Source organism: Bacillus sp. 005/A4HT-01/001 (assembly GCF_004634445.1).
Classification (GTDB): domain Bacteria; phylum Bacillota; class Bacilli; order Bacillales; family Bacillaceae; genus Bacillus; species Bacillus altitudinis.
On sequence record NZ_SEIZ01000003.1, the window covers coordinates 83,213 to 97,013 of the forward strand.

12 protein-coding genes and 1 riboswitch are annotated in these 13,801 nt (G+C 42.0%); of the genes, 5 read left to right on the plus strand and 7 right to left on the minus strand.

All coding sequences use genetic code 11. From position 1 onward, the window contains the following. Positions 1 to 89 precede the first annotated feature (89 nt). From metH to ES896_RS10075, 3 genes are all read right to left on the minus strand, one after another. Positions 90 to 3,518, minus strand: coding sequence for a methionine synthase (gene metH / locus ES896_RS10065; protein WP_135226768.1), 3,429 nt, complete (start codon positions 3,516 to 3,518; stop codon positions 90 to 92). Continuing rightward, complete coding sequence (locus ES896_RS10070) at positions 3,502 to 5,343, minus strand: bifunctional homocysteine S-methyltransferase/methylenetetrahydrofolate reductase (protein ID WP_135226769.1); 1,842 nt, start codon at positions 5,341 to 5,343, stop codon at positions 3,502 to 3,504. The genes metH and ES896_RS10070 overlap by 17 nt, the downstream gene beginning before the upstream one ends. Positions 5,344 to 5,421: 78 nt before the next feature. Further along, positions 5,422 to 5,540, minus strand: a riboswitch (SAM riboswitch). Positions 5,541 to 5,621: 81 nt separating this feature from the next. After that, positions 5,622 to 6,113, minus strand: a complete 492-nt coding sequence (locus ES896_RS10075) for a YajQ family cyclic di-GMP-binding protein (protein ID WP_135226770.1) — start codon at positions 6,111 to 6,113, stop codon at positions 5,622 to 5,624. Between the two features lie 226 nt (positions 6,114 to 6,339). Here ES896_RS10075 and ES896_RS10080 point away from each other — a divergent pair, with 226 nt between their 5' ends. The 3 genes from ES896_RS10080 (at position 6,340) to ES896_RS10090 (ending at position 10,166) form a co-directional block, all read left to right on the plus strand. Beyond that, positions 6,340 to 7,188, plus strand: coding sequence for a CvfB family protein (locus ES896_RS10080; RefSeq protein ID WP_017366998.1), 849 nt, complete (start codon positions 6,340 to 6,342; stop codon positions 7,186 to 7,188). A 354-nt stretch (positions 7,189 to 7,542) separates the two neighbouring features. Next, the gene (locus ES896_RS10085; protein ID WP_017366999.1) at positions 7,543 to 8,520 is read left to right on the plus strand and encodes a BMP family lipoprotein; all 978 of its coding nucleotides are present in this window, start codon (positions 7,543 to 7,545) and stop codon (positions 8,518 to 8,520) included. After that, positions 8,517 to 10,166, plus strand: a complete 1,650-nt coding sequence (locus tag ES896_RS10090) for a methyl-accepting chemotaxis protein (RefSeq protein WP_017367000.1) — start codon at positions 8,517 to 8,519, stop codon at positions 10,164 to 10,166. The genes ES896_RS10085 and ES896_RS10090 overlap by 4 nt, the downstream gene beginning before the upstream one ends. A gap of 41 nt (positions 10,167 to 10,207) precedes the next feature. Here the strand turns inward: ES896_RS10090 and ES896_RS10095 are convergent, their stop codons facing one another. After that, positions 10,208 to 11,065, minus strand: a complete 858-nt coding sequence (locus ES896_RS10095; RefSeq protein WP_008348544.1) for a DegV family protein — start codon at positions 11,063 to 11,065, stop codon at positions 10,208 to 10,210. Positions 11,066 to 11,206: 141 nt separating this feature from the next. On the opposite strand from ES896_RS10095, the gene ES896_RS10100 reads away from it, so the two are divergent. After that, positions 11,207 to 12,049: a YitT family protein gene (locus ES896_RS10100; protein ID WP_007499067.1), complete on the plus strand. Its 843-nt coding sequence runs from the start codon at positions 11,207 to 11,209 to the stop codon at positions 12,047 to 12,049. Between the two features lie 14 nt (positions 12,050 to 12,063). Continuing rightward, the gene (locus tag ES896_RS10105; RefSeq protein WP_008348542.1) at positions 12,064 to 12,519 is read left to right on the plus strand and encodes a BsuPI-related putative proteinase inhibitor; all 456 of its coding nucleotides are present in this window, start codon (positions 12,064 to 12,066) and stop codon (positions 12,517 to 12,519) included. A 40-nt stretch (positions 12,520 to 12,559) separates the two neighbouring features. Here ES896_RS10105 and ES896_RS10110 read toward each other — a convergent pair whose 3' ends face one another. The 3 genes from ES896_RS10110 to ES896_RS10120 form a co-directional block, all read right to left on the minus strand. Further along, positions 12,560 to 12,751, minus strand: coding sequence for a DUF3813 domain-containing protein (locus ES896_RS10110; RefSeq protein ID WP_008348541.1), 192 nt, complete (start codon positions 12,749 to 12,751; stop codon positions 12,560 to 12,562). Then, complete coding sequence (locus tag ES896_RS10115; RefSeq protein WP_008348539.1) at positions 12,748 to 12,900, minus strand: hypothetical protein; 153 nt, start codon at positions 12,898 to 12,900, stop codon at positions 12,748 to 12,750. Before ES896_RS10115 ends, ES896_RS10110 begins: the two co-directional genes overlap by 4 nt. Before the next feature lie 88 nt (positions 12,901 to 12,988). Next, positions 12,989 to 13,801 carry a Cof-type HAD-IIB family hydrolase gene (locus ES896_RS10120; RefSeq protein ID WP_039167379.1) on the minus strand — a complete coding sequence of 271 codons (813 nt, stop codon included), beginning with the start codon at positions 13,799 to 13,801 and terminating at the stop codon, positions 12,989 to 12,991.

The window sequence follows — 13,801 nt, forward strand, 5'->3', positions numbered from 1 at the left end:
TTTCATTTATAATATCGGTAAATAAACGTATTTTTTCATATATATTCCATTTTTATTTATAAAAAGAACCTCCAATTCAGGAGGTTTTTTTAGTGAACGTTAAAATATCGAGCTTCAGGATGAGAAACGACAATGGCTGAAACGGATGCTTCAGGCTCCATCATAAACCCTTCTGTGAGATGAATCCCGATTTTTTCTGGCTGCAGCAGGTGGAATAGTTTTTCTTGGTCTTCTAGATTAGGGCACGCTGGATAACCAAAGGAATAGCGCTGACCTTGATATTTGGCTTGGAATCGTTTCTCCATCGTGAAATCGACTGGGTCTGGGAATCCCCATTTATCACGAATTACTTGGTGCGTTCGTTCAGCCAATCCTTCTGCAAGCTCAAGTGCTAAAGCTTGGACAGCATGCATTTTCAAATAGTCACCCTCTTGTTTAAATTGCTGCGCAACTTCTCGTATGCGGGCACCAGCCGTCACTGCAAATAAGGCGATATAATCTTTCTCGTTCTCTCCGGTTTTCCGCACATAATCAGAAATAGACCGGTACGGAAGTTTTTCCTGTCTTGGAAATTGGAATGTCTCAATGACGCGGTCAGGCGCTTCTGGATCATAGATATGCAGGTCATTCCCATTTGAACTGGCAGGGAAGAATTGATAGACAAATGCAGGTGCAAACCAGTTTTTCTCTCTGCCTTCTTGAAGAAGATCTGTGATCAGCTGTTTTAATTCCAATGCTTTTGGATGCTGTTCAGCCAATAGCTTTTTGACCTTTCCTTTTAAACCGAGATGATGGCCAATCAGCATTTGCTCATTGACATAGGGCATTATGTGGTGCAAATCAATATCCCGTACATAATGGCGTTTCGTATTTTCTGGCGTGAATATCGCTGCCTCCGGAAGTGTCGCGCGTTTTTCTAGTAATTCAATCACAGCTTTTGGCTGCGTTGTTTCTTTTTCCTTATGGAGCGTTTCTTGATCCTCTAAGGGTTTTGTTTGAAATTGAAGAGGGTTCGTTCTTAATTCATTCGCTAAAGACAGACCGTCCATTGCATCTTTGGCGTAAAGGACGGGGCCATCATATTGAGGCGAAATTTTCATCTTCGTAAACTTCCGTGAAAGCGCCGCGCCGCCCACCAAAATGGGAACAGAGATGTTTGCTTTTTGTAAATCTTGAGCGGTCAAGACCATTTGCTGTGCTGATTTGACAAGTAAACCTGATAGTCCAATCATATCTGGCTTTTCTTTTTGCACCGCTTCAATCAATGTTTGTGGGGTTACTTTGATTCCGAGATCGACGACTTGAAAGCCATTATTGCTCAAAATGATGTCGACCAGGTTTTTCCCTATATCATGGACATCTCCTTTGACGGTGGCGAGGAGAATCTTCCCTTTGCCGCTTGCGTCCTTTTTCTCCATAAATTGCTCAAGGTATGAAACAGATGCTTTCATGACCTCAGCGGATTGAAGCACTTCAGCTACAATCAATTCGTTTTGATTAAAAAGGCGCCCAACCTCTGACATTCCCTGCATTAATGGTCCATTGATGATATGAAGAGGTGATTCAAATTTCTCCAAAGCAAGGGCAAGGTCATCAATCAGGCCTTCTTTCGTCCCTTCGACGACATAGAGTGCCAGTCTTTCATCAAGCGATAAGGAGATCTTTGGTTTTTTCTCTGTTTTCTTTTTCCCGCGATAAAATTGTGTGAACTCAGCAAGGGTTTGATCATTTGTTTCATAAAGTAAAGTTTCAGCCAGCTTGATTTCTTCCTTTGGAATTGAAGCGAAGCGTTCAAGCTTTTCAGTATTCACGATCGCATAATCAAGCCCTGCTTTGACGCAGTGATACAAATAAACGGCATTCAATATTTCTCTACCAACTGGCGGGAGTCCGAAAGACACGTTACTAATGCCTAAAATGGTGAGACATTCAGGCAGTACTGCTTTGATTCGCTCAATGCCTTTAATCGTCTCTTCAGCAGCACCAATATACTGTTCGTCTCCAGTACCTACTGGAAAGACAAGCGGGTCAAAAATGATATCACTCGCAGGGATTCCATATTTTTTCGTGAGCAGGTCATGGGATCTTACGGCAATTTCAAGTTTTCGATCTGCTGTGACGGCCATCCCTGTTTCATCGATTGTTCCAACAACAAGTGCGCCGCCATATAGCTTGACAAGCGGAAGAATCTCTTCAAAGCGCTCTTCTCCATCCTCTAAATTAATAGAATTAATAATGGCTTTTCCTTGAGAATACATGAGTGCTTTTTCGATGACATGTTTATCGGTTGAATCAATGACAAAAGGAGCTTTCACTTTTTTCATGGCTTCTTTTAAAAAGCCTTCCATGTCTGCTATCTCATCACGATCAGGGTCTGCTAAACACACATCAATGACGTGAGCGCCATTTTTCACTTGAGCACGGGCAATTTCTGCTGCCTCTTCAAACTTTTGTTCTGCGATGAGCCGTTTGAATTTGCGTGAACCAATGACATTTGTGCGCTCACCAACAAAGAGGGGGCGCATCGCTTCTTCATAAATGAGGGGCTCGATTCCTGATACGGTATGCGGTGATGACTCATGCGACATGCTGCGGGGCTGAAGCGGACGTACTTCATCTGATAATGCCTGAATATGTGCAGGCGTTGTACCGCAGCAGCCGCCAACGATATTTAACCAGCCTTCTTTTGCAAAAGCGGCGATTTTTTTAGCAAGCGAAGCAGGGGATTCGTGATATTGTCCTTCTTCATCAGGGAGACCAGCGTTTGGATAGCAGCTGACAGCCGACTTTGAGATGGAGGAAAGTGTACGGATATGGTCTGTCATAAATTCTGGACCAGTTGCACAGTTTAGTCCGACGCTGATTGGTTTCATATGCTCAAGTGAGATATAAAAGGCTTCAATATCTTGACCGGCAAGGGTGGTGCCCATTGGTTCGATCGTCCCTGACACCATCAGTGGTAGCTCAATACCGGTTGCGTGAAAGGCTTCTTGAATGCCTTTAAATCCAGCTTTGACATTCAGCATGTCTTGACTCGTTTCTAAAAGAAGAGCATCACATTTCCCATCAATCAGGGCGCGGGCTTGTTCTTCATAATTTGCAACGAGCTCTTCAAACGTTGTGCCGCCTGTCACGGATAATGTTTTTGTAGTGGGCCCCATTGCGCCTACTACAAAGCGGGGCCAGTCTGGCGTCGACAAACGGTCTGCTTCACGCTTTGCCAGCTGAGCTGCTTTTACGTTCAATTCATAGGCGAGATGGCCAAGTCCATATTCATCGAGAACGAGCTTCGTCGCACCGAATGTATTTGTTTCAATGAGGTCAGCACTTGCCTCTAGGTATTGCCGGTGAATCGTGGAGATAATGTGAGGGGCTGTGACGTTTAAATATTCGTTACAGCCCTCATACTCTTCTCCGCCGAAATCCTCTGCTGTGAGATCGGCGTTTTGAATCATTGTGCCCATTGCACCGTCAAGGACGAGGATGCGTTTTTTGAGCTGTTCAGTGATAGTTGGCATGGATGTTTGGCTCCTTTTCTTTCTGATGGATGTAAGTTGTCAGTTCTGCTGTTAAATCTGATCGAAGGAAAGGGGTAATTAAATAGATACCATTAAACAATTCGCAAGCTGTATCTAATAAAGAGCGGGCAATCGCTAACCCTTCTGTCCGCTGCTTTTCTTTATTTTCGCCTGCCTTGGCCATAATCTCACGAATCGAGTCAGACAATTTAATGCCGGGAATTTCATGATGAATAAACTCTGCGTTTCGGCTGCTTGTTAGCGGCATAATACCGATGTAAATCGGTTTATCCAAATGTCGGCTTTCTTCATGAATCTTCACAAGCTGTTCCTCAGAGTATACAGGTTGTGAAATAAAATAATCGGCACCGTATTCGATTTTCTTCTCGAGGCGTTTGACTGCTTTATCAATATGACGGACATTTGGATTAAACGCGCCAGCCACTGAAAAATTAGTCTTTTTCCCGAGCGGCTTCCCGGAGAAAGATAGTCCCTCGTTAAATTGTTTGATCAGACGGATCAAATCAAAGGAGGTTAAATCATACACAGATGTCGCACCTGGGAAGTCTCCAATTTTAGACGGATCGCCTGTGATGGCTAAAATATCGGTTAGTCCAAGTGTGTCCAGCCCCATTAAGTGGGATTGGAGTCCAATCAAATTGCGATCACGACATGTGATATGGACAAGTGAACGCATATCAAGCTGCTGTTTTAATAAAGCGCCGCATGCCACATTGCTAATACGCGGGGTAGCTAGAGAGTTATCGGCCAGTGTGAGGGCATCAATGCCTGCACTTTTTAATTCGTTCGCTGCGACGAGGAATTTTTCAAAGTTCAGCTTCTTCGGCGGGTCTAGCTCGACGATAATCGAACGTTTTTTCACAGCCAGCTCGTCAAGACCTGGTTCTGTCCGTTGATCTTGGATGGAAATGATTTCTTCTTTTAATATTTTCACTTCTTTTTCGGTGATAGGTGCTAAATCTTTGACCGCCTCAGCCATGGCGCTAATATGCTGAGGGGTTGTTCCGCAGCAGCCTCCAATGATTCGTGCGCCCTGATTTCTAAACTCAAGTGCACTTTTTCGGAAATAATCATTATCTGTATCATAGACGAGTCTGCCTTCTTCAAGGGAGGGGAGACTGCTGTTTGGATAGACAGATAAATGAGAATTTTGCAAAAGTGGAACGCCTTCAAGTGCCTGAATCATATGATAAGGGCCCAGCCGGCAGTTAATGCCGACGACATCAGCGCCAAGTGAGGATAATTCAGATAAACCGTCTTTTAGCGGTGTCCCGTCCTGCAATACACCTTGCTCATGCATGGAGACGTTCATGACAATCGGAAGCGCTGTTTCTTTGCGAGCAATCTCAAGAACGGCTTTTGCTTCTTCAATATCGTAATATGTTTCAAGCAGTAATCCATCAGGCTCTTCATTTAAAAGGATATAGAGCTGTTCTCTAAAGCTCCGTTTAATCTCGTCTAAAGAGTAGGCATTTTTGTTAAATGTTCGAATGCCACCGATCGTTCCGAGGACATAAGCTGAGCCAGCGGCTGCTTTGGCAATTTGTACAGCTTTTGTGTTAATGCGTTTTGTTTCTTCTTCTAAACCGTAGCGGGATAGTTTAATATAATTCGCACCGTATGTGTTCGTTTGAATAATGTCCGCTCCAGCTTGCACATATGCCTCGTGCACTCTTTTGACTTCATCTTCTTTTGATAAATTTAATTCTTCAAAGCAACGGTCAATGCCATAAGAGTATAAAAGTGTTCCCATTGCTCCATCAGCAATCAGTACGCGATTTTGTAAGTCTTGTAATAGGCCCATTGGTTTCCTCCTTATTTCTATATAACAAAAAAAGCCTTCTGATAAGAAGAAGACTTTTTGGCTGTATTGAAATTCTTCTCCTTATCTTCCAAGCAGTTGCTTGCTGGATTTAGCACCTTGGTCATAGAAAATAGATTTCTACTACACCGGTTGCTGAGGCTTCACAGGGCCAGTCCCTCTGCCTCTCTTGATAAGAAAGCGATATGAACATGTCAATGAATTGAACTTCCATCAACTGTATCGAAAAAATCGGAAATAATCAATGGAAAATTTGAAATTTATCGAAAATTTATAAATTGGACGTCAATCGGTAAATCTGCCTTGCGCATGAGCGCAATCACTTCTTGTAAATCATCTTTATTTTTTCCTGTCACACGCACTTGGTCATCTTGAAATTGCGACTTTACTTTTATACCAGACTGTTTGATCAAGGCATTGATCTTTTTGGCATTGTCCTTATCAATCCCGCTAATCAGCTTTGCACGCTGGCGAACGGTTCCACCTAGGGCATGTTCTGTTTTTCCGTAGTCAATGTTTTTAGTCGGTACGTTTCGTTTAATCAGTTTTGTCACAAGGACATCCTTTAGCTGCTCCAGCTTGAAGTCATCATCAGAAATGAGAACGAGTTCTTCTTTTTCTAGTGAAATATTACTTTTACTTCCTTTAAAATCATAACGGTTTTTAATTTCTTTCAGTGCTGCTTGAATGGCGTTTTGCACCTCTGGCAGCTCCACCTTCGATACAATATCAAATGAACTTTCTTTTGCCATCACATATGACCTCCAACTATAGATATTGCGTCTATTTTATCATGCCAATAGGGGAAGAAGAAACTTTATCGAAAAGAGTTCAGATGCATGCGGTATAATTCAAGTGCAGGTTGTCCACTTTAGCTAACAGAACTAGAGATGTTCATGATGACAGAAGTATAGTAGAATAAAGTGAATCAAAAGATGAACGAACGCTCTTTTAAGGGCAGATAGGAAGGAAGAGAACATGAGACCAGGTGAGCAACTGACCTTGCAAATAGATAACGAGATGGAATACGGCTACTTTTTAACAGATGGCGAAGATTCTGTCCTCCTACATCGCAGTGAGATGACAGAGGATATTGGAGATCGTGATGAAGTAGAGGTCTACTTATATGTAGATCATGAGGAAAGACTGGCAGCGACGATGAAAATTCCTAAAATCAATGCACATACATACGACTGGGTAGAAGTCGTAGACGTTGTAGAAGATATGGGTGCTTTTGTCGATATAGGTTTGTCAAAGGATGCACTTGTTGCAACTGAACACCTCCCGCCTTTTGAGGAAGCGTGGCCGAAAAAAGGCGACAAACTATACTGTATGCTCAAAGTGACAAGTTACGGGAGAATGTTCGCAAAACCAGCCACTGAAGATGTGATCAGTGAATTGTTTACTGAGGCGCCAGAAACGTTAATGAACAAAGAAATCACGGGGACAATTTATCGCTTAATTGCGACAGGTTCCTTTATGCTGACTGATACAGGGATTAGAGGATTTATCCATCGTACTGAGCGGAAAGAAGAACCAAGACTCGGATCGACCGTGACAGGACGCGTGATTGCAGTGAAAGAGGATGGAACTGTCAATGTGTCACTGCTTCCGAGAAAGCAGGATGCGTTATCAGTCGATGCAGAAGAAATCTTAACCTATATGAGAACGAGAAACGGTGCAATGCCTTACGGGGATAAAAGTGATCCAGAAGATATCCGGGAAAGATTTCAAATGAGCAAAGCAGCCTTCAAACGAGCATTAGGTCATCTGATGAAAAATGATCTTGTTTACCAAAAAGAAGGATGGACATACGAGAAAAAGTGAGCATTTGCTCACTTTCAGCGTGTAGACAAACCCTCGCATTCTTTGTCAGTCCTGCGCGCTGGTGCTCACGAATGCCAAATTCGCTCCGCTCCAGTGCTCGTCCTTCCTAGACTGCAAAGGTTTTCTATCACGCTGAAAAAGAAGACAAAGAGCTAAAATAAAGTTCATTTTAGCCCTTTGTCAACAATCTGAAGTGAGCATTTGCTCACTTTTTTTATTTTTGTCATAAATAATGGTTTTTTTCAGTGAAAAAAGTCATGAAAAAAGCTGAAAATCCTTCACTTTATCATTGAAACAATGACTCTCAAATCCGATAAATAAGGGGTAAGGATGATAAAAGGAGTGTGTTTTTGGATGAAAGTGAAGATTTCATTACTTCTGATGGCAGCTATGATCATGGTACTCGCCTCATGCAGCAATCAGCAGGGAGGACCACCGATATCAAATGCGAAGCATATTGGTGTCATGCTGACGGATGATGGTCTTGGTGATCAATCATTTAACGATTCATCATTTAAAGGATTAGAAAAAGCACGAGATGAGCTTGGCATTGAATTCGATTATAGAGAAATTGCAGAAACCGATACATATGAAAAAGGGCTGACCGAGCTTGTGAAAGATGGAAATGACCTGATCATCGGTGTAGGTTTCAGTATGCAAGAAGACTTAGAAAAGGTAGCGAAAAAATATCCGAAAAAGCAATTTTTACTCATTGATGCTGTGTCTGAACTGAAAAATGTCACATCAGTGACTTTTAAAGAAGAGCAGGGCAGCTATTTAGCGGGAGCACTTGCTGCCATGACAACAAAAAGTGATGTCATTGGTTTTGTTGGCGGAGTCGATGCAGATGTTATCCACCGATTTGAACAAGGCTATCAAAAAGGTGCAAAATCAGTGAATCCGAACATCAAGATTGTATCCACGTATGCTGGCACATTTAGTGATGCAGGCAAAGGCAGTAAAATAGCGAAAGACATGATCAAAAAGAAAGCAGATGTTTTATATGCCGCAGCCGGTTATACGGGTGTTGGTGTATTAAAAGAAGCGCAAACGCAAGGCAAATATGCAATCGGTGTGGACAGCGATCAGTATTATACAGCTGAAAAAGCCGTTATTTCGTCTATGGTCAAAAAAGTCGATGAAGTCGTCTATCAATTCAGCGAACAGCTCGTCAAAAGCAGCAAAATCAAAAGCGGGCATATCGTTTATGACTTAAGTAATGACGGAATCGATATGGCAAGAATCCGGGTGCTTAAAGATGCTGAGAAATTGACCAAAAAATTAAATGGACTGAAGCAGACACTTCTGAAAGAAGAGGGGGCAGCATCATGAGCTTACGCATCAAAATTTTGCTCAACTCACTCATTTCACTTCTTTTAGCGGTTGGCGTAATTGCCTATATTATTGTGAGTATGACAAAGATTCAGTCATCAAGCGAAACAGAAGTTCAAACCTTACTGAACGTACAAAAAACGAAGGCAAGCTTTGAAAGTGTCGAACAAGCCATGACCAATTATTCCATGACCCTTTCAGATGAACAGCTAGAGGTCGTTCAAACCGATATATCAACAGCGAAAAAACAGCTGCAAATGTTAAACAAAAACGCAGGAAATATGAACAAAGAAGCCCTAACACGGTTAAATTCAAAGTTTGACACATGGACGCAAGAAGCAAACAATGCCATTGGTGAAAAAAATGCCTCTGATGCCAGACGAGTGGCTGCCAGAATTGACGGTGTTTTAAACGACGTGCATACGATGAATAAAAGAGCACAAGAAGCGTATGAATACCATTTAGAGGAGGCGGCAGACAATGTGCAATGGATCATCACAAGCGCATCTGTCGCAGCCCTCACACTGATTGTCATCGCCGTCTTTTTAAATATTGGTTTAACGAGATCCATTGTGACACCAATCAAATCCCTTTCTTACCGGGCAAAACAGATTGCCGAAGGAAACCTCGCTGTGGAGCGGATGAACATCAAGCGTAAAGATGAAATCGGCGGATTAAATGAGTCGTTCAATCAAATGACGGATCAGCTGATTAGCTTGATTCAAGAAATCAGCCATGTCTCAAGCCAAGTAGAATCATTTTCGATTCAGTTAGATGATGAAAACAAAAAGCTTATGGAATCAGCCAATCAAGTGTCTGTATCGACAGACGAAATGGCAAATGGTTCACAAGCGATTTCAGAAGACCTTCAGCATGGCGTTAGTTTGATTGAGAAAATGGATTCACATGGCCGTAAGAATTCCGAAAGATCACATACAGTCATTCGTAGTACAGAGGATGCCATTGAAGCGGTAGAAAGCGGAAAGCACACGTTAACAGAAACAAAAGCAGCCATTGAAAAAAATACACGTGCGACGAGACAAATTGAAGAGTCTGCAGGAGAATTCACTCAGTACGCAAGCGGAATCTCCGCAATGGCCAAAACGGTTTCTGATATTGCGGACCAGACAAACCTCCTCTCGCTCAATGCGGCGATTGAAGCGGCAAGAGCAGGAGAAGCAGGCAAAGGGTTTGCCGTCGTAGCGGACGAAATTCGTAAGCTGGCAGATGAATCGTCTCGTGCAACAAGACAAATTTTTGACATGGTGAGTCATATTGAAAAAGGCATTCAATCCATTAGCCAAACTGTACAAGAAGGGGTCAAGCTATCACTTCAGCAGCAAGATGCAATGGACAAAACCTCACACTCCTTTGAAGATATAGAAACAAAAGCACAACATATTAAGCAAGAAATGGCGATCTTAAATGATCAAATTATTCAATCAACAGAGCTTGGCGGACAAGTGCTGCACTCGATTGAAAATATTAGTGCCGTTGTAGAAGAAACGGCAGCGGGCAGCGAAGAAATTTCTGCCTCGGCAAACGAACAACTGCAATCTTTCCATCAAATGAACAAACAAGTAGAAGAACTGATGAGTATGACGGCAAGGTTAAACGAAACCGTTCACCGATTTAAGCTATCATAAGAAAAGCACCCTTCCCGTGATGATTCAGGGAAGGGTGCTTTTTATGATGGGCTGCCTGTAAAGAAAATGGCAAGTGTGCTAGGGCCTGAGTGGGACCCGACAGCTGCGCCGATGACCTGGATGTCGATTTCTTTTGGATGAAATTCCGCTTCGATTAATTGTCTCATTTCTTCTGCAAGTGCAGGGTCATCTCCATGACTAATGCCAACAGTTTGGCTGGACCAGTCAGATCCGCGTTCTTTCATCAGCTCGATTATGCGTTTCAATAATTTTTTACGGCCACGAATTTTTTCAAGGGGTATCAGTTTTCCATCCTCAACGTGTAAAATGGGTTTAATACTTAACAATCCGCCAACAAATGCGGACGCTTTACTGATTCTTCCGCCTCTTGCTAAATACGATAAATCGTCTACAGTAAAAATATGTTGTAAAGATTCACAAAAATGCTTTACAGACGTTTCAATTTCTTGTATTGTATTTCCGTCAATGGCAAGTGATTGAGCGTGTTTGACAGCTAGTCCATAACCAAGTGAAGCACATTTAGAATCAATGATTCGTAAATCGAAATCAGGGTATTCTTCCTTCACTTCGTTTGCCATCATCACAGCGGTTTGGTATGTACCTGAAAGCTCTGATGAAAAGGCAACATAAATAGCCGATGTATGGGTTTGTGCTGCAGAAACAAAGGCTTCCTTTATCCGGTTCGGTGAAGCTTGTGATGTTTTTGGACTTGCACCTTGTCTCATCGCATCAAATACTTGTTTTGGTTCAATGGTAATCAAATCCTCAAATTCCTGCTCGCCGAGTAACACACGCAGCGGAATGAGTGTCATGTTTTGTTCATCATAATAAGAAAGAGGCAGATCAGCAGCACTGTCTGCTATGATATGAACGGTCATCAAAATCCCTTCTTTCTAAAAAAATCAACCATATTTTACATCTTTTTAGCCTAACTATATCATAGAAAATCATCTTTTCGTGTTCAAATTCTAAATTTTAGGGAAAACCATAGAGAGAATGGTAAGTGGAGGAATGACAACATGTTCATTGGAGAAGCAAAAAAATTCATCGTCGTCGTCATTGGTGCCTTACTCAATGCGATTGGACTGAATTTATTTTTAATCCCTGCTGACGTATATGCAAGTGGTTTTACAGGGGTTGCCCAGCTGTTATCTAGTTTAATCGATCAATATGCACCGTTTTATTTATCAACAGGGATCCTATTATTTATTTTAAACATTCCGGTCGGCATTTTAGGCTGGATGAAGGTTGGTCGTTCCTTTACTTTGTATAGCATTATTAGTGTGGCACTGACAACGATTTTCCTCGGCATTTTACCAGAGACAAGTGTTTCTGAAGATATTTTATTAAATGCTGTATTTGGCGGAGTCATTTCTGCACTTGGCATTGGGATTACACTGAAATATGGGGCATCTACAGGCGGCCTTGACATTATTGCGATGATTTTAGCGAAATGGAAAGACAAACCAGTTGGCACGTATTTCTTCATTTTAAACGGAATTATCATTTTTACAGCAGGATTGTTACAAGGTTGGGAGAAAGCTTTATATACCCTTGTCACATTATATGTGACGACTAGGGTAATTGATGCCATCCATACGAGACATGAAAAGCTGACCGCCATGATTGTGACAAAGAAAGCAGATGAAATCAAAGAAGCCATTTATGGAAAAATGGTCAGAGGGATTACGACTGTTCCGGCAAAAGGGGCATTTACCAATGAACAAAAAGAAATGATGGTCATTGTCATTACAAGGTATGAGCTGTATGAACTTGAACAAATTATAAAGGAAGTCGATCCAAAAGCCTTTACAAATATTGTTCAAACAACCAATATTCTTGGATTTTTCAGACGAGATTAAAAGGTGGGTAGAAGATGAAAAAAGGGTTAGTGCTTTTTCTCGTTCTATTGGTTTTAACAGCTTGTGGACAACAAAAAAAGGATGAACCAGACAAGGAGGTATCCGGTCAAATGGGAGAAAAAACCGTTGTGCTCACAGTAGACCCCGTCCAAAAAGGTTCTTCGGTTCAATTTCATATGTCACTCAAAAATGAATCAGATCGAGATATTGAATTCACGTTTAACACAAGCCAAAAATTCGAATTGAGTGTGTACGATGAAGACGGAAATGAAAAATACCGTTACTCGAAAGACCGTATGTTCACACAAGCCATCCAATCCTTTGTGCTGAAAGCAGATGAAACATATGACTTCCAAGATACGTGGTCAAACGGTGTGGAGCCGGGAACGTATGAAGCGGTCGTCACATTTAAAGGAAAAGCAGAAGGGCTAAAGCAAATCACTGAGAAGAAAACGTTCCAAGTGAAATAAGCATAAGAAAAGCTGTCCACAAAGCGGACAGCTTTTTTCGTTAAAGATCATCAAGCAGGTCTTGGAACGTATGCAACTGGTTTCTTTCTGCATCTGTCGAATTAGCAAATGCAGATGATACGGCGTTTTTAGCTCGCTGAACTGCTTGTTGACGCTCTAAACCAGATGGAAATGAAGAAGTAAGGGCTTCCTCAGTAAATGATTTGGCTTGATCAAAAAGTTCGTTTCTCACAATGAACCTCCAGAAGCATCAGTCTTCATATTTCCCCTGTCCTCCGCAGCTTCTTCAAGTGTGGAACGATACGGAAAACGTGCGTCATGCAGACTGACTGAATCTTTACCTTGTTGTATAAAGCGTTTCGATTTGCTTCTTTTACCCATTCTGAATCCGCCCCTTTACACAAGCTGACAGGACAACCTGTCTAATGGTAGTATGCCCGCTTTGACCTGCTATGTATGAATGGAAAAATTAAAGCGAGAAGTAATTCGTTAGGAATTTTGCAATCCCATCTTGTTCATTCGTATCTGTCACTTCATTAGAGACGCGTTTCACTGCATCAATCCCGTTGCCCATCGCAACCCCGCATCCAGCAAATTCAAGCATCTCTAAATCATTGTCTTCATCTCCGAATGCCACAATCCGCTCCTGAGGCACACCGTAATAATCACTAATTTTTTGCAGTCCAACGGCTTTGTTCATACCTGTTTTAATGATTTCAATGACATGCCACGGAGCAGCCCAGCGTCTGTGGTCAATCACTTCTGCATGAACATCTGTCAAATAGCTCCGAATCGCTCCGACGTCTTCTTCTTTTGCGTGAATTAAGACGCTTGTGACATTCTCTCCAAGATTGTCCCGAAGGTCACCAACGGTCACTTTGTTTGCATTCATATTAAATATATCAATGAGCTTTTCATCATGATAATGGAAATACAAATCGTCTAGCACTTCAGCTAACACATTGTGCACTTTATATTCCTCACTAATATCCACAAGCTGTTTCACGACTTGAAGATCAAGTGATGTGTGAAATCTGCCCCATTTTTCATCAAGAGGATGATGGACAAACGCTCCATTAAAGTTCACAATCGGTGAATCGAGCTGCAATTGCTGATAATAAGGAGAGCTGGAACGAAATGGCCGGCCAGTTGAAATACAGACATGATGCCCGCTGTCTTTCACTTTTTGAATGACATCAAGTGTGTGTGCAGAAATCGTTTTATCGTCTTTTAATAACGTGCCATCCAGGTCAAGTGCGATTAGATAAGGTTTAGTCTCCAT

What these genes read in the sequence shown, in the direction of transcription:
- ES896_RS10070 (WP_135226769.1), bottom strand. Translation starts at nt 5,343, where the DNA reads ATGGGCCTATTACAAGACTTACAAAATCGCGTACTGATTGCTGATGGA.
- ES896_RS10115 (WP_008348539.1), bottom strand. Translation starts at nt 12,900, where the DNA reads ATGGGTAAAAGAAGCAAATCGAAACGCTTTATACAACAAGGTAAAGAT.
- metH (WP_135226768.1), bottom strand. Translation starts at nt 3,518, where the DNA reads ATGCCAACTATCACTGAACAGCTCAAAAAACGCATCCTCGTCCTTGAC.
- ES896_RS10090 (WP_017367000.1), top strand. Translation starts at nt 8,517, where the DNA reads ATGAGCTTACGCATCAAAATTTTGCTCAACTCACTCATTTCACTTCTT.
- ES896_RS10095 (WP_008348544.1), bottom strand. Translation starts at nt 11,065, where the DNA reads ATGACCGTTCATATCATAGCAGACAGTGCTGCTGATCTGCCTCTTTCT.
- ES896_RS10075 (WP_135226770.1), bottom strand. Translation starts at nt 6,113, where the DNA reads ATGGCAAAAGAAAGTTCATTTGATATTGTATCGAAGGTGGAGCTGCCA.
- ES896_RS10120 (WP_039167379.1), bottom strand. Translation starts at nt 13,801, where the DNA reads ATGGAGACTAAACCTTATCTAATCGCACTTGACCTGGATGGCACGTTA.
- ES896_RS10100 (WP_007499067.1), top strand. Translation starts at nt 11,207, where the DNA reads ATGTTCATTGGAGAAGCAAAAAAATTCATCGTCGTCGTCATTGGTGCC.
- ES896_RS10085 (WP_017366999.1), top strand. Translation starts at nt 7,543, where the DNA reads ATGAAAGTGAAGATTTCATTACTTCTGATGGCAGCTATGATCATGGTA.
- ES896_RS10105 (WP_008348542.1), top strand. Translation starts at nt 12,064, where the DNA reads ATGAAAAAAGGGTTAGTGCTTTTTCTCGTTCTATTGGTTTTAACAGCT.
- ES896_RS10080 (WP_017366998.1), top strand. Translation starts at nt 6,340, where the DNA reads ATGAGACCAGGTGAGCAACTGACCTTGCAAATAGATAACGAGATGGAA.